Annotated in this window: 16 protein-coding genes and 1 pseudogene; 6 read left to right on the forward strand and 11 right to left on the reverse strand. The window is 71.9% G+C overall.

Annotated features, from left to right (window positions below):
* Window positions 1-249 precede the first annotated feature (249 nt).
* The 4 genes from IE262_RS36805 to ribA all read right to left on the reverse strand — a co-directional run bounded on the left by IE262_RS36805 (window position 250) and on the right by ribA (window position 4,427).
* Window positions 250-1,422 (reverse strand): saccharopine dehydrogenase family protein, encoded by a 1,173-nt coding sequence (locus tag IE262_RS36805; protein ID WP_189879885.1) that lies wholly within the window; start codon window positions 1,420-1,422, stop codon window positions 250-252.
* Window positions 1,415-2,470, reverse strand: coding sequence for a saccharopine dehydrogenase (locus IE262_RS36810; protein ID WP_189879887.1), 1,056 nt, complete (start codon window positions 2,468-2,470; stop codon window positions 1,415-1,417). The genes IE262_RS36805 and IE262_RS36810 overlap by 8 nt, the downstream gene beginning before the upstream one ends.
* Window positions 2,467-3,609 (reverse strand): NAD(P)/FAD-dependent oxidoreductase, encoded by a 1,143-nt coding sequence (locus tag IE262_RS36815; RefSeq protein WP_373305225.1) that lies wholly within the window; start codon window positions 3,607-3,609, stop codon window positions 2,467-2,469. The genes IE262_RS36810 and IE262_RS36815 overlap by 4 nt, the downstream gene beginning before the upstream one ends.
* A 149-nt stretch (window positions 3,610-3,758) precedes the next feature.
* Window positions 3,759-4,427 carry a GTP cyclohydrolase II gene (gene ribA / locus IE262_RS36820; RefSeq protein WP_134039735.1) on the reverse strand — a complete coding sequence of 223 codons (669 nt, stop codon included), beginning with the start codon at window positions 4,425-4,427 and terminating at the stop codon, window positions 3,759-3,761.
* A gap of 78 nt (window positions 4,428-4,505) precedes the next feature.
* Here ribA and IE262_RS39980 point away from each other — a divergent pair, with 78 nt between their 5' ends.
* A complete protein-coding gene (locus IE262_RS39980; protein ID WP_308432840.1) occupies window positions 4,506-5,279 on the forward strand; it encodes a creatininase family protein in 774 nt (257 codons plus the stop codon).
* A 125-nt stretch (window positions 5,280-5,404) separates the two neighbouring features.
* On the opposite strand, the pseudogene IE262_RS36825 reads toward IE262_RS39980, so the two are convergent.
* The 5 genes and pseudogenes from IE262_RS36825 to IE262_RS36845 form a co-directional block, all read right to left on the reverse strand.
* A pseudogene (locus tag IE262_RS36825) lies at window positions 5,405-6,469 on the reverse strand (lysylphosphatidylglycerol synthase transmembrane domain-containing protein); the annotation flags it as partial.
* Window positions 6,466-7,404 carry a methyltransferase domain-containing protein gene (locus IE262_RS36830; protein ID WP_189879894.1) on the reverse strand — a complete coding sequence of 313 codons (939 nt, stop codon included), beginning with the start codon at window positions 7,402-7,404 and terminating at the stop codon, window positions 6,466-6,468. The pseudogene IE262_RS36825 and the gene IE262_RS36830, both read right to left, overlap by 4 nt.
* Before the next feature lies 1 nt (window position 7,405).
* Complete coding sequence (locus IE262_RS36835; protein ID WP_134039731.1) at window positions 7,406-8,680, reverse strand: glycosyltransferase family 4 protein; 1,275 nt, start codon at window positions 8,678-8,680, stop codon at window positions 7,406-7,408.
* Window positions 8,677-9,075, reverse strand: coding sequence for a 6-pyruvoyl trahydropterin synthase family protein (locus IE262_RS36840; protein ID WP_134039730.1), 399 nt, complete (start codon window positions 9,073-9,075; stop codon window positions 8,677-8,679). Before IE262_RS36840 ends, IE262_RS36835 begins: the two co-directional genes overlap by 4 nt.
* A gap of 163 nt (window positions 9,076-9,238) precedes the next feature.
* The gene (locus tag IE262_RS36845) at window positions 9,239-10,219 is read right to left on the reverse strand and encodes a zinc-dependent alcohol dehydrogenase (protein WP_134039729.1); all 981 of its coding nucleotides are present in this window, start codon (window positions 10,217-10,219) and stop codon (window positions 9,239-9,241) included.
* Between the two features lie 107 nt (window positions 10,220-10,326).
* Between IE262_RS36845 and IE262_RS36850 the strand changes: the two genes are divergently transcribed.
* Window positions 10,327-11,253, forward strand: coding sequence for a CDP-alcohol phosphatidyltransferase family protein (locus tag IE262_RS36850; RefSeq protein ID WP_189879896.1), 927 nt, complete (start codon window positions 10,327-10,329; stop codon window positions 11,251-11,253).
* A 2-nt stretch (window positions 11,254-11,255) separates the two neighbouring features.
* Here IE262_RS36850 and IE262_RS36855 read toward each other — a convergent pair whose 3' ends face one another.
* Window positions 11,256-12,023 carry a sulfite exporter TauE/SafE family protein gene (locus IE262_RS36855; protein ID WP_189879898.1) on the reverse strand — a complete coding sequence of 256 codons (768 nt, stop codon included), beginning with the start codon at window positions 12,021-12,023 and terminating at the stop codon, window positions 11,256-11,258.
* A 125-nt stretch (window positions 12,024-12,148) separates the two neighbouring features.
* On the opposite strand from IE262_RS36855, the gene IE262_RS36860 reads away from it, so the two are divergent.
* Window positions 12,149-12,307, forward strand: coding sequence for a hypothetical protein (locus IE262_RS36860; RefSeq protein WP_189879900.1), 159 nt, complete (start codon window positions 12,149-12,151; stop codon window positions 12,305-12,307).
* 11 nt (window positions 12,308-12,318) lie between these two features.
* Here the strand turns inward: IE262_RS36860 and IE262_RS36865 are convergent, their stop codons facing one another.
* The gene (locus tag IE262_RS36865) at window positions 12,319-13,434 is read right to left on the reverse strand and encodes an ADP-ribosylglycohydrolase family protein (protein ID WP_189879902.1); all 1,116 of its coding nucleotides are present in this window, start codon (window positions 13,432-13,434) and stop codon (window positions 12,319-12,321) included.
* Window positions 13,435-13,593: 159 nt separating this feature from the next.
* Between IE262_RS36865 and IE262_RS36870 the strand changes: the two genes are divergently transcribed.
* From IE262_RS36870 to IE262_RS36880, 3 genes are all read left to right on the forward strand, one after another.
* Window positions 13,594-14,235 carry a DNA polymerase ligase N-terminal domain-containing protein gene (locus tag IE262_RS36870; RefSeq protein WP_189879904.1) on the forward strand — a complete coding sequence of 214 codons (642 nt, stop codon included), beginning with the start codon at window positions 13,594-13,596 and terminating at the stop codon, window positions 14,233-14,235.
* A gap of 6 nt (window positions 14,236-14,241) precedes the next feature.
* The gene (gene ligD, locus IE262_RS36875) at window positions 14,242-15,276 is read left to right on the forward strand and encodes a non-homologous end-joining DNA ligase (protein WP_189879906.1); all 1,035 of its coding nucleotides are present in this window, start codon (window positions 14,242-14,244) and stop codon (window positions 15,274-15,276) included.
* A gap of 203 nt (window positions 15,277-15,479) precedes the next feature.
* Entirely contained in the window at window positions 15,480-16,649 is a 1,170-nt protein-coding gene (locus IE262_RS36880; RefSeq protein ID WP_189879907.1) for a right-handed parallel beta-helix repeat-containing protein, read from the forward strand.
* Window positions 16,650-16,678: the final 29 nt, after the last annotated feature.

Here is a 16,678-nt window from a genome sequence, read left to right on the forward strand (position 1 = left end):
CTCAAAGGCCAACCACCCGCCAGCCGCGTCCCCAACCTCACAGGGCAATACAACTAGGGCCTGTTGCGAAAGTCCCGTCGTCCGCCCGAAGGGCGGGCCCGGCGGCGTCCGGTGCGTGCTCTCGGCGTGCCGGGCGCAGGCCCTCGTACTGGATGTACTTGGGCCTGTGCCCGGTGCGGCGAGAGGGCGTGCCGGGCGTCGCCGGGCAGGCGGGACTTTCGCAACAGGCCCTAGGGATCTCCGCGACGCTCACCGGCTCTCCCGGAACGAGAACTCGACCCCGTCCGCCGCCAGTTCGGCCAGCCACTCCTGCGACCGCTCCGCCGTCTGAGCCGCCCGGCTGAGCCCCGGTGGGAGGGAGCCGTCGAGGATGTGCCGTACGCCGAGGGCGAGGGGGCGGGAGACGCAGCGGGCCATCGCGCTCTCCTCCGTGGTGCCGACGGCGTCGAGCAGGTAGCGGCCCGACCAGCGCTCGCCCGACCCTGCCGTCACATCGAGCGACACCGCGAGGACGACACGGTCGCGGTCGGCCTCGGTGGTGGGGTACGTCGCCGCCAGCTGTCGTGCCAGCGCGGCGATGCGTTCGTCGTCGCCGCGTTCGAGCTCCGCGAAGACCGGCGCCCAGGCGGCCAGCCAGCCGTCGAGGCGGAGGGTGCCGCGGACGAAGGTGCGGGGCTTCCAGGCGGCCGGGAGAGCGTACTGGTCGACGAAGGGGACGCTGTCGCGGTTGGGGTAGGCCTCGAAGGTCTCACCGTCGATGACATGGGAGCGGGTCGCCTGCCAGGGGCGGGCCGCCGTCGTCTCCGCGCCGTCCTCGATGTAGCGGGCCGGTGCGCGCAGAGCGCCCAGAACCCCCGCCGGGGCCCAGCTGAAGCGGTACTTGAAGTCGTTCGGTACCGCCGGGATGCCGCCACAGTACGAGGTGAGGGTGTACGTGGCGGCGGTGCTCGCGCCGACCGCCCGCTCGGCCCGCGCGATGAGGCCCTGGGCGAAGAGGTGGTCGATGCCGGGGTCCAGGCCGGCCTCGGTGAGAACGGTCAGACCCGTGGCCTCGGCTTCCGGCACCTGGTCGAGGACCGCGTCCGAGACATAGCTGGAGCAGGCGAAGTGGGCCCGCCGTCCGATGGCGGTGGCCAGCAACGGCGCGTGCTCCGGGGCCGGGAGCATCGAGACGACCACGTCCCCCGGGGCGAGTTCGGCCGCGAGCGCGGGGAGCGTGTACGCGCGGGGCTCGGCGCGGCCCGTCAGGCCCCGGGCCGCCAGGGTGCCGGCGGCGCGTTCCTCGGTGCGGTGCCAGAGCCGTACGCGGTCGGCGACGTCGCACAGGGCGCCGAGTCCGCTGCCCGTGGACAGGCCCGCACCGATCCAGTGGACCGTGCCGCTCGCGGAAACGGCCCCGGTCCCGGTCGCGCCCTCAGTCATCGTCGAACTCCCCTCCTCCGATACCGGATTCCCGCAACGCCTCATGGAAGCGGGCCAGGCAGCGCCCCCACGGTCCGGTGACGCCGAAGTCCAGCAGCTGCGGCAGCAGCGAGCCCGAGAAGTCGGTGCTGGCCTCGCGCGGCAGCAGGGACGGCAGGTTGTCGATGGCGATGAGGTCGAGCGGCGGCCGCTCACGCAGGCGCCGTACGGGGTGTTCCCAGTCCGTGGTCGTGTCGTAGATCGGCAGCACGTTCATGGGTGAGCCGACGTCGACGGTGACGTCCGAGAGGGTGCGCAGCCCGCGGTCGGGGTCGTCGAGGTCCTTGTCCGTCAGGAAGGGCGGCACCGGCCGGGTCGTCAGCACGGTGTTGACCATCAGCTCGTGGTCGAGGAGGGCCCGCCGGTCCAGGTCGCGGGTCTCGGCCAGGTCCCAGCAGGTGGGCGCGATCCCGGCCTCGCCGAGCGCGACGCGCGCCCCGCGGCCGCTGCGGCCCAGGGCGCCGATCACCAGCGCGCTCACCTCTCCCCCGGACGCGCGGAGCCGCTCCTCCAGCTCCTCCTTGCCCGTGGGCCGCAGCGGGGTGTCGAGCACGCCCCGGTGGTGGAGCACGGCGAGGGCCGCGCCGATGTACCCGGCCCAGTATCCGAAGGCGGCGAGTCGGCGGCCCTCGTCGTCGACGAGGTACTCCAGGTCCAGCAGCGCCCCGCCCCCGGCGACGAACCGGTGCAGCAGCGCCTCCGCTCCGGGCTGCCCCTTGTAGGCGTGCCCGAAGAAGATGTGGCGATGCGTCAACTCGGTGGGCCGGTCCGGGAGTTCCTTGAGTCCGACGATCACCGCGTGCCGGGGTGCGGTGACCCAGGAGCCCGCCGTCGTGACACGGCACCCGGCAGCCTCGTACTCCTGCGTCGGGAAGATCCGCTGGGGGGACTCCTCCACCGTCAGCGTGATGCCGTTCTCGACGAGCCGGGCGGCGTCCGAGGGGACGATCGGGGTGCGGCGTTCGGTGGAGCGGGACTCGTGGCGGAGCCACAGGTGGAGCTGGGTCATACCAGGTTGACCTCCGGGCGCGCGGCGTCGGCGGCGAACCGGTCGACGCTCAGGGGGCTGATGTCGACGAAGGGTACGCGGCCCAGGTACAGGTCGCGGACCACCTCGCCGACGGCCGGGCCCTGGAGGAAGCCGTGGCCGGAGAAACCGGTGGCGTACAGGAAGCGGGAGCACGAACCCGCCTCGCCGATCAGCGCGTTGTGGTCCGGGCTGATCTCGTACAGGCCGGCCCAGCCGCCCGTCCGGCGCAGGTCGAGCAGGGCCGGGGCGCGCCGTTCCATGGCCTCGTACAGGCGGGGGATCCAGCGGTCGTGCGTCTCGGTGGCGAAGCCGGGGGTCTCGTCGGGGTCGGACATGCCGACGAGGAGGCCGGGGCCCTCGGTGTGGAAGTAGAAGCTGCTGGCGAAGTCGATCGTCATGGGGAGGTCCGGCGGCAGGTCCGGGACCGGTTCGGTGACGGCGATCTGACGGCGCAAAGGCTCCACCGGGAGGTCCACGCCCGCCATGGCGCCGACGGCCCGGGACCAGGGGCCGGCCGCGCAGACGACGGTGTCGGTGGCGATCCGGCCCCGGCTGGTGGTCACCGCCGTGATGGTGTTCCCGCGGGTCTCGATGCCGGTGGCCTCGCAGTGCCGCAGCACTCTCGCACCGTGGCGGCGGGCCCCGGCCGCGTAGCCGTGGACCACGGCCTCGGGCGTGCAGTGCCCGTCGTCGGGCGAGAACGCGGCGGCCAGCAGGCCGTCGGTGGTGATCAGCGGGCAGAGCCGCTGTGCCTCGGCGGGGTCGAGCATGCGGCTGGGCACACCGAGGGTGTTCTGCAGCCGGACGCCCGCTTCGAAGGCGGCGACCTCCGCCTCGGTCGACAGCAGGAAGAGGTAGCCGACGCGGTGCAGTCCGATGTCGTGGCCCGGTTCCTCTCCGAAGCGGGCGAACGCCTCCAGGCTGCGGGCGCCGAGCTGGATGTTGAGCTCGTCGGAGAACTGGGCGCGGACGCCGCCCGCCGCGCGTGCGGTCGAGCCGGAGGCCAGCTCGTCACGCTCGACGAGCACGACGTCGGGCACGCCGGCCCGGGCGAGGTGATAGGCGATGCTCGTGCCGATGACCCCACCACCGATGACGACGACGCGTGCGTTGTGCATCACGGGTTGGGTCTTCCACGGCCGGGGAGGGTTCATGCGGCGCAAGCGGGACGAGGCCGCGCCCCTTCAGGGGCGCGGGGCAGTGACACCATGCGGCTCCGCCGCGCGGGCGCGAGCAACCCCGAACAACCCGCAGACAGCAAACAGCCTCAAGAAGAACGGACCGCCGCTGCCTCCAGGTGAGGCAAATAGTGGTCCAACCGCTCCCGCTTCGTGCGCAGGTAGGCAATATTGTCCTCACACGGAGTGATCAGCAGCGGCACCTGCTCGGCGACCTTGATCCCGTGCCGCAGCAGCGCCTCCCGCTTGCGCGGGTTGTTCGACATCAGCCGTACCGAGCGGACCCCGAGGTCGTGCAGCATCTCCGCCGCGACCCGGTAGTCACGGGCGTCCACGGGCAACCCGAGCGCGATGTTCGCCTCGACCGTGTCCAGGCCCTCCGCCTGGAGCTTCATCGCCTGGAGCTTGGCGAGCAGGCCGATGCCCCGGCCCTCGTGCCCGCGCAGATAGACGAGGATGCCCCGGCCCTCGGCCACGATGGACCGCAGCGCGCTGTCGAGTTGGTCGCCGCACTCGCAGTGCTGGGACCCGAACGCGTCACCGGTCAGGCATTCCGAGTGCAGGCGGGTGAGTATTCCCTCACCCTCGGCGGCGCTGATATCGCCGTACACGAGCGCGACTTGTTCCTCACCACGGTCCTGGTCGAGGTAACCGACGGCCTCGAAGTCGCCGTACACGGTGGGCAGGGGCGCATTCACCACGCGTACGGCACCGGAGGCCTGGGCATTCGCGCCGAGCACGTCAGCAGTTTCTGTCATGATCTGGTTCCTATCTGGTAAGCCCTGACGTCATGGGAAAATGCCGGAGCATCAGCGGAGACGAAAGGCCGGGAAAACATGAGCAGTTCGGGAACGCAGCCGACTCCGAAGGGGCCGCTGCCGACGGTGTCCGTGCCGGTGCCGGCGGACACCACCGAGGACGTACGGGCGCGAGGAGCGGGCGTGGCCCGGCAGGTCGCGGTGCTCCCCGTCGGCAGTCTCGAACAGCACGGCCCGTATCTGCCGCTGGCCACGGACACGCTGGTCGCCTGCGCGGTGGCCCGGGAGATCGCCGCGGCGTACCCGGTGCACCTGCTGCCGCCCGTGACCATCTCCTGCTCGCACGAGCACGCGGCCTGGCCGGGCACGGTGAGCATCTCGGCCGTGACCCTGCACGCCGTGGTCCGGGACATCGCGGCCTCCCTGCGCCGGTCGGGTGTCCAGGCGCTGGTCGTGGTCAACGGGCACGGCGGGAATTACGTCCTGGGAAATGTGGTGCAGGAATCCACCGCCGAGGGACATCGCATGGCGCTCTTCCCGGCGCTGGAGGACTGGGACGCCGCGCGGGAACGGGCGGGTGTCGAGACCTCGCTGCTCAGTGATATGCATGCGGGAGAAATAGAGACCTCCATCCTTCTGCACTGCCATCCCGAATTGGTCCGGCCGGGTTACGAGTCCGCCGATCTGCTTGCCGACGACCGCCGTCATCTCCTCTCCCTCGGTATGCCGGCCTACACCGAGTCCGGTGTCATCGGCCGTCCTTCGTTGGCGTCCGCCGAGAAGGGAAAGGAGCTTCTGGCGGGGCTGGTGGACGCCTTCGGGGCGTACTTCTCCGTGGTCACGTCCTCCTGACGAACCCTCTTCGCCCGCAGGCCCAGGTACCAGCGCGCGACCAGTACGAGGGCGCCGGGCAGGGCGGCCGCGAAGCTGAGCACGCCGTACACCACGGCCACGGTCAGTCCCTGGGAGGCGCCCAGGCCCGCCGCCGCGAACGACCAGGCGGTGACGCCCTCCCGGGGGCCCCAGCCGCCGACGTTCAGCGGCAGGGCCATGGCGAGCAGCGCCAGCACCGCGAGCGGTACGAGTTCGGTCACGGACGCGGTGGTTCCCGCGACCCGGGCGGCGAGCAGGAACATCACCACGTACCCGGCCAGCGTCGCGACCGAAGAGATCAGGACGGCGGGCCAGTTGCGGCGGCCGAGCAGGACGTGGCGTGCCTCGACGAGCAGGGCGCGCGGCGCACGGCCGCGGCGCACGGCGCCGGTCGTGCGGCCCATGCGGACCGCGGCCCAGATCGCGAGCCCGCCCAGCGCGGCGAGTCCCAGCAGGGCGGCGAACCGGCGGGTCTCCTGCAGTACCGGGGAAGGCTGGGTCAGCAGGACCGTTACACCGACCACGACCAGCGCGATCTGCCCCGCGGTGCGCTCCAGTACGACCGCGCGGACGCCGCGCCCCATGTCGCCGGAGCTCTGCCCGTGCCGCACGGCGCGGTGGACGTCGCCGAGGACGCCGCCGGGCAGGGCCGCGTTGAGGAACAGCGCACGGTAGTAGTCCGCGACGGCCGGCCCCAGCGGCAGCCGGATGCCCAGCCCGCGCGCCACCACGCACCAGCGCCAGGCGCTGAGCACCGTGGTGACCGCGCCGATGGCGAGCGCCGCCGCCAGGGTGGGGGCGTCGACGCGCCGCAGCCCGTCGAGGAGGACTCCGGTGCCGAGCCGCCAGACCAGTACGCCGAGGATGGCGGTCCCGGCGAGGGTGCCGAAGTGGGTGCGCAGGGCGCGGAGCGCCTTCTTGGTGGGGCGTGCCTCGGCCGCCGGCTGCTCGGCGAGGGGCGCCTCGTGCGGGCGCGGGTCCGGCACTGCCGTACGCGGATCGGTGCCGGGCAGCGCCTTGCGCGGGTTCGTGGTGGACGAGCAGGTGCGCAGGGTCACGTCGGGCAGGGCCGCGTCCGGCTTCCGGCACGTCCTCACGCCACGAGGCGGGACGCGTTCCGCGCCGGCCCGTCGATGTGCCTCGACCGCTTCCTCCACCGGTGCGGTCATGACGTCCCGCCCGTCGGCCGGGGCAGGGCCAGTACGTCGCTGTGGTGGACCACCACCCGCACGTCACCGGCCGCGCACTGCTCCAGCCGCCGCTCCAGGTACGCCTCGGCACGCTCCGTGAGCTCGGGGCGCTGCTCGCATGCGGCACCGACCCAGCCGCGCAGCCACTCCTGCGTCAACTCGGCCTGTTCGGCGCCGAGTTGCCAGGGGCTCGGGTGCACCCGCACGGTCGCGCCCCGCTCGGAGAAGGCCTCGCAGGCCACGGTGACCGCGTCGGGGCCGAGCAGGTCGCCCCGGCGCTGGTGGGCGTTGAAGGCCTCCGCCATCTCGGCGTCCAGGGGGTCGGAGGGGGTGAACTCCACCCGGCCGGCGACGGACAGCGTCAGCAGGGCCGGGCAGCCGGCGCCCACGCAGGCCTCGGCGAGAGCCGCGATCTCGTCCGGGGTGAGGACGTCGAGCAGCGCGGAGGCCGTGACGAGCGAGGCACCCTCCAGGTCGGCCGCCGTCAGGTGCCCCAGGTCGCCGCGCCGTGTGGTGACCGTGACGGGGCTGCCGTCACCCGCCGCGCGGGGCGCCCGCGCGGCGGCCAGGCGGAGCAGGTCCGCGTCGTGGTCGTGCAGCACCCAGTGCTGGGCGCCGTCGAGGAGGGGTGCGAGCCAGCGGCCCATGGAGCCGGTGCCGCAACCGAGGTCGTGGACGACCAGGCCCTTGGCGCGGCCCGGCAGGTTGGCAAGCCGGATGCGCAGCGGGTCGAGGAGGTCGGCGGCCCGGGCGGCGGCGTCGGCGGGCTCACGCAACTGAAGCCACTGGGGCGCGTAACCGTGCTCCTCGGGCGGTGCGCTCGGGGCGTCGGCCGTGCCCTCGCCGCGCCCGGCCAGGCTGAGGCTCGTCCCCGGTGTGTTCTCCGCGGTCGCCGCGGGTGTCGTCGTACTCATCTCACGCCGCCTTCCGTGGTTCGTGGCGCAGCCGTCCCAGCACTCCGGCGAGGCTGCGGGCCGTTCTGGCCCAGCCGCCCAGCGCGGCCCGGCGGCCACGGGCCGCGGCCTTGAGGCGGCGCCGTACGTCGGCCTCGCCGAACCAGCCGCGCAGTTCGGCGGCGATGGCCGCGGGGTTCTCCGGCGGTACGAGGATGCCGGGCACCCCTCCGTCGGGGGCGCGGCCCACGGCCTCGGGCAGTCCGCCGACATCGGTGGCCAGCACGGGGATACCGCGGGCGAGGGCCTCGGTGACGGCCATGCCGTACGTCTCCGCGTAGGAGGTGAGGACCATGAGGTCGGCGGCGGCGTAGCTGGCGTCGAGTTCGGCGCCGGCCTGCGGGCCCGCCAGGTGCAGCCGTCCCTCCAGGCCGAACTTCTTGACGAGGGCCCGGATGTGGTCGACGTACTCGGGGTCCTGTTCGAGTCCGCCCACCAGGACGCAGCTCCACGGCAGGTCGGTGACGGTCGCGAGGGCCTCCACCAGCCGGTGCTGTCCCTTGCGCGGGGTCACGGCCGCGACGCACAGCAGCCGGGAGACGCCGTCGGTGCCGGAGGCGAGGGGTGCGATGTCGGCGCCGGGGGCGGCGACGTGGACCCGCTCGGGGGCGAGCCCGTGGTGGGACACGAGGCGTCGTACGGCCCAGTCGCTGGTGGCGATCACGGCGGGCACGGCCCGCAGGGTGGCCCGCTCCAGCGCGTCGAGTTCCGCGGCGTCCTCGGCTTTCAGACCGGTCTCGTCGGCCAGCGGAAGGTGCACGAGCACGGCCAGGCAGAGTCGTTCGGCCTCGGGGGCCACGATCTCGGGGACGCCGCAGGCGACGAGTCCGTCGAGGAGGACGACGGTGCCGTCGGGCAGGTCCGCCAGGGTGCGGGCGAGTTCGGCGCGGGCGTCCGCGTCCGGCCGGGGCCAGTTGCCGTCGATCATGCGCTTGTGGACCTGCCAGCCGAAGCCGGGCAGATCGAGGCAGATCCGGCGGTCATAGGCGTTGCCGCCGCTCGGCCGGGACGGGTCGTCGACACCGCCCGGCATGACGAAGTGCACGGAGCGCAGGGACATGGGGATGATCTGGGCGTTCTGCAGGGCCGCGTTCTGGACGGGTACGTAGTCGAGCGTCGTCTGTCCGTCCCTGGGCACCCGGGGTGCGGGGGCCTCGTCAACGGGCGCCTGGCCGATGGTTGCTTGGTCGATGGTCGCCGGGCCGATGGTTGCTTGGTCGATGGTCATGTCGGTCACAGGTCACGCTCGTAACTCGCCCAGGCGATGTGCGACTCGTGGAGGGTGACGGTGATGCCCGCGATTCCCTTGGCGCCCTCGCCCAGGGCGCCCTTGTGGATGCGCTCGGCGAGGCGGTCGGCGATGACCTTGGCGAGGAACTCCGTCGAGGTGTTGGTGTTCGCGAAGTCGGGCTCGTTGTCGAGGTTTCGGTAGTTCAACTCGCTCGCCACGGCCCCGAGTTCCTGGGTGGCCAGCCCGATGTCGACGACGATGTTGTCGTCGTCCAGCTCGGCGCGGCGGAAGGTGGCGTCCACGAGGAACGTGGCCCCGTGCAGGCGCTGCGCGGGTCCGAAGACCTCTCCGCGGAAGCTGTGGGCGATCATGATGTGATCGCGGACAGTGATGCTGAACAACGGACGACCCTCCAGTGCGGTGCGTCTGCCCCCGGCCGGGGCATGCCGTGTAGTACGGCTGGCCCCTACCCGTTGTTCACTCCTCTTTTGCTGTTTCTTCGGAGGTCAGGCTTCCGTTCGGCCCGGTCTCAGCCCGTTGGGGGGTCGGGACCGGGCGTGTGCCCTATTCGGTGTCGTACAGCACGCGGTGGCACAGTCCGGGCAGTTCACCGGAAGTGAGCGCGGGCAGCACATCGGGCAGTTCCTCGAAGTCGCACTCCCCGGTGACGAGCGCGTCGAAGGCGGGGTCGGCGAGCAGTTCGAGGGCGAGTGCGAGCCGGTCGGCGTAGGTGCGGCCGGCGCGCCGCGCCGGGGAGACGGTGCCCACCTGGCTGCTGCGGACGACGAGCCGCCGTGAGTGGAAGGCCTCACCGAGCGGCAGCGAGACCCGCCGGTCGCCGTACCAGCTGAGCTCGATCACCGTGCCTTCGTCGCGCAGGAGTTCCAGCGACCGGGTGAGCCCCTGTTCCGTGGCGCTGGCATGCACGACGAGGTCGCACTCCCCCAACGCGTCGGCGGGCAGCGCGAAGTCGGCACCGAGCGCGCGGGCGATGCCGGCGCGGGCGGGATCGGCGTCGACGAGTTGGACGCGCACACCGGGGTACTTGGCCAGCAGCGCGGCGACGGAACACCCGACCATGCCGCCGCCGACCACGGCGATCCGGTCGCCGATCAGCGGTGCCGCGTCCCACAGGGCGTTGACCGCGGTCTCGACGGTCCCTGCGAGGACGGCCCGCGTGGCGGGCACGTTCTCCGGTACGACGGTCACGGCGCTCGCGGGCACGACGTACCGGGTCTGGTGCGGATACAGACAGAAGACGGTCCGGCCCACCAGTTCCGCCGGCCCTTCCTCCACCTGTCCCACGCTGAGGTAGCCGTACTTCACGGGCCCGGGGAACTCGCCCTCCTGGAAGGGCGCGCGCATCGCGGTGTGCTGGCTCTCGGGCACGCCACCTCGGAAGACGAGGGTCTCGGTGCCGCGGCTCACCCCGGAACACAGAGTCCGTACGAGGACCTCTCCCTCGCCGGTCTCCGGCAGCGCGGTCTGACGGATCTCCCCCTGACCGGGCGAGCGGAGCCAGAAGGAACGGACTGTGCGGTTCATGTGGGTCTCTCTGAACGGTCGGGTGCTTCTCCACGTACGCAGCGGTGGGAGTCGCGCACACGGTACGCGGCGATGATCGACTCTGTCACACGTTCGGAAGGTATGCGGTGGCCCTGAACAACACGTACGACGCACGGCCGTTGTTCCAGGAGACGGCGGTGGGCGCGGGTGCGCAACTCCTGCTCCTTGCGTTCCTGGGCACGGCGATCGGGATGGGCCCGGCGGGCTGGCTGACGGGTCTGGCGTTCGCGCTCGCCACCTGGACGGTCCTGAACCGCGCCCTGCGCCGCACCCGGCCCCGCTCCTTCGGTCCGGCCAACCGTGTCACGCTCGGACGGGCGACGCTCGTCGGCGGCATCACGGCCCTGGTCGCCGACTCCTTCCAGAGCTCACCGCCGGTCTCCCTCTTCGTCGGTCTCACGGCGGTGGCGCTGATTCTGGACGGCGTGGACGGCAAGGTCGCCCGCCGCACGGGCACGTCGACGGCGCTGGGGGCTCGCTTCGACATGGAGGTCGACGCGTTCCTGATCCTGGTGCTGAGCGTGTACGTGTCGATGGCGCTCGGCCCGTGGGTGCTGCTGATCGGTCTGATGCGGTACGGGTTCGTGGCGGCGGCGCGGGTGATGCCGTGGCTGAACGGTTCTCTGCCGCACAGCATGGCGCGCAAGACGGTGGCGGCGGTCCAGGGCGTGGTGCTGCTGGCGGCGGCGTCCGGGTGGCTGCCGTACGGTGTGACGTTCTCTCTGGTGGCCGCCGCCCTCGGTTCGCTGCTGTGGTCCTTCGGGCGGGACGTCGCATGGCTGCTGCGGACACGGGAGGAGCGCACCGGCTCGCGTGCCGTGCTGACGCGGTCGGTCCGTACGGGCGAGTCCGCGGGGCCCACCGCCGCCTCCGACGACGGCACGGCGGAGACCGAACTCGCCCTCGACGAGAGGACGGACGTGGAAAGCGCCGGTATCGCGGCGCACGCGGACGCTGTGGGATCCGCCGTCGTCCCGCTCCCCCTGCGGAAGGCCGAACTCGCCGTCCGGTGACGTCAGGCCTGGGCCCGGTACCACAGGGTGACGGCCAGGCCCAGCCCGGCGAGGGCGATGGCGATCCGCAACGGGGTCTCGGGCAGCCGCCGTACGACCATGGGACCCACCCAGCTGCCCAGCAGGGCGCCGAGCCCGAGGACCACGGCGGCGATCCAGTCCACCGGCGCCACGACGGCGTACGCGACGGCCGCGGTGAGGTTCGCGGCCCCGGTCGCGATGTTCTTCACCGCGTTGGTCACGGCGAGCGGTTCGGCGGCCGCCAGCGACAGCACCGCCAGCATCAGCACCCCCGCGGCCGCGCCGAAGTAGCCGCCGTACAGTCCCACGAGCAGCACGGCGCAGGTCAGCGGGAAGGTGGGCCGGGCCGATCCGGGGTCCGGCGCCCGTGACGCCACCATCCTCCGCAGGGGATCGCGCACCAGGATCAGCACCGAGCCGAGGGCGATGAGCCACGGCACGACCGCCTCGAACGCCGAGGACGGGGTGCCGAGCAGCAGTGCGGCACCGACCGCGCCGCCGAGCGCGGCGATGACGCCCAGCCGCAGGAGCCGTTCCCCCTGGCCGCGCAACTCGGCCCGCGAACCGGCCGCGGTGCCCACGGTGTTGGAGAACAGCGCCACGGTGTTGGTCACGTTGGCGGCGACGGGCGGCAGCCCGACCGCGAGCAGCGCGGGGTAGCTGAACAACGAGGCCAGCCCTGCGACGGACCCCGCGAGCCCGGCCGCGACCCCGGCCAGCACGAGCATCGCCGCGGAGTCCCACCCCATCAGCCCTCGCCCGCCCTCCGGCCGTTCGGTCGACGGCTCTGGGCCATCTTCGAGGGCATGCCGTCTTACATGCAAGACAGCATCCACATACATGAACGCTCGCCCTGGTCGCCCTGCTCGGTGCCTTGAGCTTCGCCCTCGGCTTCCTCATGATGATCGCCGCCATGGTGGCGGTGTGGGTGCTGCCGCCCTGGCGCCGGTTCGCCAGGCTCGGTGCGACGTTCGGCGCCTTCGTTCTCCTGACGGTCGGCGCGGGACTGGGCGGACATCACCCTCGTCTCTGAGACGACGAGCGTCACCAACCGGGATAGCGGTGCCACCAGTGCGGGTCCCATCCTTTGACGTACTCACTGCCGCTGGGTGAGTCTTCGTCTTCCAGCAGCAGGTCGCAGGCCAGGGTGTCGAGCACCCACGCCAGTTCGTGACGGCTGACCAGGCCGAGCGGCAGTGCCTCGACCCCGTGTGCGGCACCGAGCAGCGCGCCGGCCACGCAGGCGACGGAGTCACCGTCCGGCGCGCCCGCCGCGAACTCCAGTGCGGCGCGGAAATCGGCGCGGTCGGGAAAGGATGCCGCTGCGTAGAGGCCACCGAGCAGCGCCGAGGGTGCGGTGGCGTCCGGCGCGAGCCGAGCCAGCCGTCCCGCGTCCGCCGGCTCGTCGACAGCGTGCCGGAACGCTGCCGAGAGATGCCTGTGCTCGTCGTCGGTGATGCGTTTCCCGAAGGACGCGAGGGCGGTGATCCCCGCGTGCAGCGCTTCCCGGGCGGATCCGCCGGAGTGGGGGGACAGCGGGCCGGGTTCTGGATCGGGGTGCGTCAGACAGTGGTGGACCAGGATGGCCGCATGGGTGGTGGCGGCCTGCGCGGCTGTGTCGCCGTGTGTGAGAGCAGCGAGCGCACCGGCCTGGGCGATGCCTCCGAGTCCGGTGACCGCGAGCGGAAGGGTCCGGGTCAGCGCGTGACAGCCCCGGCTCGTGGTGGCCATCTGCTCCTGGCCTTCCTCGATCCGGGACAGGGCCGTCACCGTGGCCGGTGCGCTACCGCGCCGCTCGGCCAGCGCGGGCACCCCGGCGAGCCAGCCGTCCGGCCACACCGCGTGGCCGTGGGAATTCCAGCGGCGCCGCATCGTCTCCGTCTCGATGCCCTGTAGGAAGGCCCACCGGCAGTAGGCGTGCAGGACCACCCCCGGCGCATAGCAGATACCCTTGTGTTTCCCGCGCACCTGGGCGCGGATGATGCCCTCGGCGGTGAAGCAGGCCAGTTGTGTGCTGACGCCGGCCCGCAGCGCCCCGCCGCCCGGCAGCCTGCCTCGCGCCCCGCCCATGGTGTCCCCAAGTGCCAGGCCGAGCATCATTCCGCGTACCCGGGACTGCCTCCTGAAGAGCTCCCTCTGTTGATCCTTTTCGTGGGGCAAGGCGGCGCGACTCCTTCCTTCGGACCTCAAGTGGGTACCCGGGTGATGACGATGCAGGGGCGGGCCAGGGCCCGTGCAGGTGGGCGAGCCAGGGCACGAGCGGTGCCGACCGTGCCCGCCGACCACCGTAGCGTCGCCTCTCCGAGAAGGGAGCCGGATGTGAGCGCGAACGACCGGCTGCGTGACTACCGGAGCAAACGTGATTTCGGGAGGACGAAAGAGCCTGGTGGAGGAAAGCGCCGCGAGGAATCCCTTGAGCAGGCACCCGAAGGCGACGCGCCCCGTTTCGTGGTGCAGATCCACGACGCCCGCAGGATGCACTTCGACTTCCGGCTCCAGGTCGACGACGTACTGAAGTCCTGGTCCGTTCCGAAGGGCCCGTCCAGCGACCCGCAGGACAAACGGCTGGCCGTCCCGACCGAGGACCACCCAATGGAGTACGAGGAGTTCGAAGGCGTGATCCCCAGGGGCGAGTACGGCGGCGGCACCGTCATCGTCTGGGACCACGGCACGTATGAGCCCCTGAGCCACGACCGCCGGGGCCGGCCCGTTCCTTTCGGGGAGGCGCTGGAGCGCGGACACGCCACGTTCCGGCTGCACGGCTCGAAGATGCGCGGCGAGTACGCGCTGACCCGGTTCCGCGACGGCGCGGACGGCGGCGAGGAGGCGTGGCTCCTGGTGAAGGCACGCGAGGGACGCGGCGGCCAGGCCGGACGGGGAACACCGGACCCCCGCCGTGCCCGCTCGATCCGCACCGGCCGCACACTCGCCCAGGTGGCGGCCGACAGCCGCCAGGAGTGAGCCCCGATGACGACGGGCCTGCTCGCCACGCTCCCCGACGCCCAGCGGCGTGCCTTGCGCCCGGCCCGGCCCGGAGTAGAGCTGGCCTCCCAGCCGATGCTTGCCACACTGAGCGAGCGACGCGAGTTCTCCGGCGACTGGGTCTTCGAACGGAAACTGGACGGGATCCGCGCGCTGGCCGTGCGCGAAGGAGACCGCGTCGGCCTGTACTCCCGCTCGGGCAACCGCATCAACGCCACCTACCCGGAGATCGTCGACGCGCTGGCCGACCAGGAGTGCGAGGACTTCACGATCGACGGGGAGATCGTCGCGTTCTCGCACGGCCGCACGGACTTCTCCCGCCTCCAGCAGCGGATGGGCCTCACCCGGCGCCGTGACGTCGAGGCCAGCCCGGTCTCCGTGACGTACTACGTCTTCGACCTGCTCCGCCTGGACGGCGCCGACACCGGACAACTGCCGCTGCGTGTCCGCAAGTCCCTGGTGCGCCGTGCCCTCACCTACCGCGATCCGCTGCGGATGACGACGCATCGCAACGAGGGCGGTGCCGACTTGCTGGCCGCCGTGTGCGCCCGCGGCTGGGAGGGCCTGATCGCCAAGCGCGCGGGCAGCCGCTACCAGCCGCGTCGCTCCCCGGACTGGCTGAAGCTGAAGTGCTCGCGGAGCCAGGAGTTCGTCATCGGCGGCTTCACGGCACCGGCGGGCAGCCGCGTCGGGTTCGGCGCCCTGCTGCTGGGCCACTACGAGGGCGGTGGCGCCGGCCGGCTGCGCTACGCGGGCAAGGTCGGCACGGGCTTCGACCACCGCACCCTCGTGGAGCTGCACCGCCGTCTGGAGGGCATGCGCAGGCCGACGTCACCTTTCGTCGACCGCGTTCGCGAGCCGCGTCCCCGGTGGGTCGAGCCGGAGCTGGTCGCACAGATCGCGTTCACCGAGTGGACGCGGGACGGGATGCTGCGCCATCCGCGGTTCCTGGGCTTGCGGGACGACAAGGCGGCGACCGAGGTGGTGCGGGAGCGGCCGTCCGGAGGCAGGGGCGCGTAAGCCCTTGGCGGGCACGACGCCCGGCGGTCATTCATGTTTGTGAATAAAAATCATGTATGCAGCTATTGACGCGTACGCAACAGAATCCTAGCGTCCAGGGAAAGCGCTTACTCCTCCCTGGATGCGGTATCCAGCCGTCCCGTCTGTTCATGCACGGGAACTGACCGCATCGTCGCACCCGTCCACCGAACTTGGGAGACACGATGCAACTGAGAACTGTGATCGCAGGTGTCAGCCTGCTGGCCGGCTCGCTCGTCGCGTTGTCCGGCAACCCGGCCCAGGCCGCGAGCTCAGTGCTGTACGTGGCGCCGAACGGCAGCGACGGCGCGGCCGGTACCGAGTCGGCCCCGACGACGCTCCCCTCGGCGATCAGCCGGATCGCTCCCGGTGGGACGATCCATCTGCGCGGCGGGACCTACCGCTACGCGCAGACGGTCACCATCCCGGCGGGCAACAACGGCACGTCGAGTGCCCGCACGAAACTGTCCGCCTACCCGGGCGAGACACCGGTCCTGAACTTCTCGGCGCAGAGCGAGGACGCGGCGAACCGCGGGCTCGCCGTGAACGGGTCGTACTGGCACGTCTCCGGCATCGTCGTCGAACGCGCCGGTGACAACGGCATCTTCGTCGGCGGCAGCAACAACGTCTTCGAGCGCACGGTGACGCGCTACAACCGGGACACGGGACTACAGCTCTCCCGAATGGCCTCCAGCACCCCCAAGGACCAGTGGCCGTCCAACAACCTCGTCCTGAGCGCGGAGTCCCACGACAACGCCGACTCCGACGGGGAGGACGCCGACGGCTTCGCCGCGAAGCTGACCACCGGCCCCGGGAACGTCTTCCGTTACGCCGTGTCCCGCAACAACATCGACGACGGCTGGGACCTCTACACCAAGACGGACACCGGAGCCATCGGCCCGGTGACCATCGAGGACTCCCTCTCCTACGACAACGGCACCCTCAGCGACGGCTCCCAGGCCGGGAACGGTGACCGCAACGGCTACAAGCTCGGCGGCGAGGACATCGCGGTCGCCCACGTCATCCGGCGCAGCATCGCCTACGGCAACGGCAAGCACGGCTTCACCTACAACAGGAACCCCGGCACGATGACCGTGTCGGACAACGTCAGCATCGACAACGCCGAGCGCAACTACAACTTCGACGGCGGTACCTCGGTGTTCCGGAACAACACCTCGTGCCGCAGCGGCAGCGGCACGAACGACCGGATCATCGGTAACTCCGACAGCTCGAACCAGTTCTGGTCCGGCACGAACGGCTCCCGGTGCTCCTCGTACGCCGGTGCCCTGCGCTGGTCCTTCGCTGCGGACGGCCGGCTGGTGGTGACCTTCGGCGGCAGCGCGGTCGCGCCTTGACCCACGCCGAGTGACGTCGGCTCCGGGCC

Source organism: Streptomyces bluensis, from assembly GCF_014650715.1.
Taxonomy (GTDB): domain Bacteria; phylum Actinomycetota; class Actinomycetes; order Streptomycetales; family Streptomycetaceae; genus Streptomyces; species Streptomyces bluensis.

Bases quoted from the DNA above. Each gene is read 5' to 3' on its own strand.
- IE262_RS36805 (WP_189879885.1), bottom strand. From the start codon at position 1,422: ATGACTGAGGGCGCGACCGGGACCGGGGCCGTTTCCGCGAGCGGCACG.
- IE262_RS36810 (WP_189879887.1), bottom strand. From the start codon at position 2,470: ATGACCCAGCTCCACCTGTGGCTCCGCCACGAGTCCCGCTCCACCGAA.
- IE262_RS36815 (WP_373305225.1), bottom strand. From the start codon at position 3,609: ATGCACAACGCACGCGTCGTCGTCATCGGTGGTGGGGTCATCGGCACG.
- ribA (WP_134039735.1), bottom strand. From the start codon at position 4,427: ATGACAGAAACTGCTGACGTGCTCGGCGCGAATGCCCAGGCCTCCGGT.
- IE262_RS39980 (WP_308432840.1), top strand. From the start codon at position 4,506: ATGAGCAGTTCGGGAACGCAGCCGACTCCGAAGGGGCCGCTGCCGACG.
- IE262_RS36830 (WP_189879894.1), bottom strand. From the start codon at position 7,404: ATGAGTACGACGACACCCGCGGCGACCGCGGAGAACACACCGGGGACG.
- IE262_RS36845 (WP_134039729.1), bottom strand. From the start codon at position 10,219: ATGAACCGCACAGTCCGTTCCTTCTGGCTCCGCTCGCCCGGTCAGGGG.
- IE262_RS36855 (WP_189879898.1), bottom strand. From the start codon at position 12,023: ATGGGGTGGGACTCCGCGGCGATGCTCGTGCTGGCCGGGGTCGCGGCC.
- ligD (WP_189879906.1), top strand. From the start codon at position 14,242: ATGACGACGGGCCTGCTCGCCACGCTCCCCGACGCCCAGCGGCGTGCC.
- IE262_RS36880 (WP_189879907.1), top strand. From the start codon at position 15,480: ATGCAACTGAGAACTGTGATCGCAGGTGTCAGCCTGCTGGCCGGCTCG.